General features: G+C 71.0%; 2 protein-coding genes and 1 pseudogene. All 3 read left to right on the plus strand.

Annotation, left to right across the window (positions count from 1 at the left end):
* The coding region (locus GJV64_RS13955) for a threonine aldolase family protein (protein ID WP_164158027.1) at nucleotides 1–868 on the plus strand (868 nt) is incomplete at its 5' end.
* Nucleotides 865–1,770: a DMT family transporter gene (locus GJV64_RS13960; RefSeq protein WP_164158029.1), complete on the plus strand. Its 906-nt coding sequence runs from the start codon at nucleotides 865–867 to the stop codon at nucleotides 1,768–1,770. The genes GJV64_RS13955 and GJV64_RS13960, both read left to right, overlap by 4 nt.
* Before the next feature lie 70 nt (nucleotides 1,771–1,840).
* Nucleotides 1,841–2,027, plus strand: a pseudogene (locus GJV64_RS13965) (Crp/Fnr family transcriptional regulator); the annotation flags it as partial.

A 2,027-nucleotide genomic window follows, 5' to 3' on the forward strand; every position in this document is an offset into this window, starting at 1 on the left:
GTTCGGGCGCGAGTGCCTGGTGCTGCCGGTGGCCACCGGCACCGCTGCCAACGCGCTGGCGCTGGCCTGCCTGGCGCCGCCGTGGGGCGCCATCGCCTGCCACACCGAAGCCCATGTCCATGTCGATGAATGCGGCGCGCCGGAATTCTTCACCGGCGGTGCCAAGCTGCTGCTCTGCCCCGGCGCGCACGGCAAGCTGACGCCGGCTGGCCTCGATGCGGCGCTGGCCAGCCATCGCGGCGACGTGCACCAGGTGCAGCTGGCGGCGCTCACCCTCACCCAGGCCACCGAGTGCGGCACTGTCTACACGCCGGCCGAAGTGGCGGCGCTGGTTGGCCATGCGCGGGCGCAGGGCTGGCGCAGCCACATGGACGGGGCGCGCTTTGCCAATGCGGTGGTGCATCTCGGCTGTGCTCCGGGCGAGCTGGTGGCGGGGCTGGATGCGCTGAGCTTCGGCTTCATCAAGAACGGCGGCCTGTCGGCCGAAGCCATCGTGCTGTTCGATACAACGCTGGCCGATCAGCTGCGCTGGCGACGCAAGCGGGCCGGGCAGATGCCCTCCAAGGGCCGCTTCAACGCCGCCCAGATCATTGCCATGATCGAAAGCGGTGCCTGGCTGCGCAATGCCGCGGCGGCCAACGCCGGTGCGGTCCAGCTGGGCGCCGCTGCCGGCCAGCGCCTGCTCCACCCGGTCGAGGCCAATGAAGTGTTCGTGCAGCTGGAACCCGGCGAGGCGGAGCGGCTGCGCGCACAAGGCTTCCATTTCTATGACTGGGGCGCCGCCGGCTCGGGCGAGGCGCGTTTCGTGGTGAGCTGGGACACGCCGGCCGCCGCCATCGCGCGGCTGGCCCAGGCACTGGAGCGGTGAGCGGGCGCCAAGCGGCTGGCCGCTTCACCCCGGCGGCGTGGGGGGCCTTTGCCGCCTGCACGCTGATCTGGGGCAGCACCTGGTTCGTGATCCGCACCCAGCTGGGCGATGTCCCGCCCAGCTGGTCGGTCACCTGGCGCTTTGCACTGGCCGCGGCGGTGATGTTCGGGCTCAGCCTGTGGCGCCGCGAATCCCTGCGGCTGTCGGCAGGCCAGCATGGCTTCGCGCTGGCCGTTGCGGTCACGCAGTTCGTCCTCAACTTCAACCTTGTCTACCGTTCGGAGCAGTATCTGGCCTCCGGTCTGGTCAGCCTCACCTTCGCCTTCCTGCTGGTCACCAACACGGCGCTCTCGGTGATCTTCCTCGGCGACCGGGTCAGCGGCCGTTTCATCCTCGGCAGTCTCATCGGTCTGGCCGGGGTGGTCCTGCTGTTCGCGCCCGACCTGGCGGCACCCGGCAGTAACACCGCTTTGGGACTGGCGCTGGCCTTTGGCGGCGTGCTGTGCGCCAGCATCGCCAACGTGATGCAGGCCAGCGCGGCTGGTCGGGCGATGCCGCTCACGCCGGGCCTGGCCTGGGCGATGGCGTGGGGCGCCCTGATGGATGCGGCGCTGGCCCTGGTGATCAGCGGACCGCCGGCCTTTTCGACCACGCCGGTCTATCTCGCCGGCCTTGCCTATCTCGGCATCGCCGCCTCGGCGCTGGCCTTCAGCCTCTATTACCGGCTTATCCGCCTGGTCGGCGCCGGGCCGGCGGCGTGGAACGGGGTGGCGGTGCCGGTGGTGGCGCTGGCCATCTCCACCGTCCTTGAAGGCTTCCGCTGGACCGGCACGGCGGTTGCCGGCGTGGTGCTGGCGCTGGTCGGCCTGGCCATCGCCCTGAAGGCAAAGGCGCAGGCCTGAACCCGGTTACGTAACCAACACGATTTCGCAGGCCCCGCCCGCCGCCAATATGGCGAGCGGGAGTAGTGCCATGCACTTCGAGCTTCATTGCCGCCAATGCGCCGTGCGCGACAGTGCCTTGTGCGCGGCGCTGCCCGACGCGGCGCTGCCGGCGCTGGCCGGGCAGGGCGTGCAACGCCGGTTGGCGCGCGGGGAGACGCTGGTGCGCGCCGGGGACCGCAGCGCGCCGTGCGCCAACCTCCAGCGCGGGCTGATGA

The organism is Sandarakinorhabdus rubra (assembly GCF_010994245.1).
GTDB lineage: Bacteria > Pseudomonadota > Alphaproteobacteria > Sphingomonadales > Sphingomonadaceae > Sandarakinorhabdus > Sandarakinorhabdus rubra.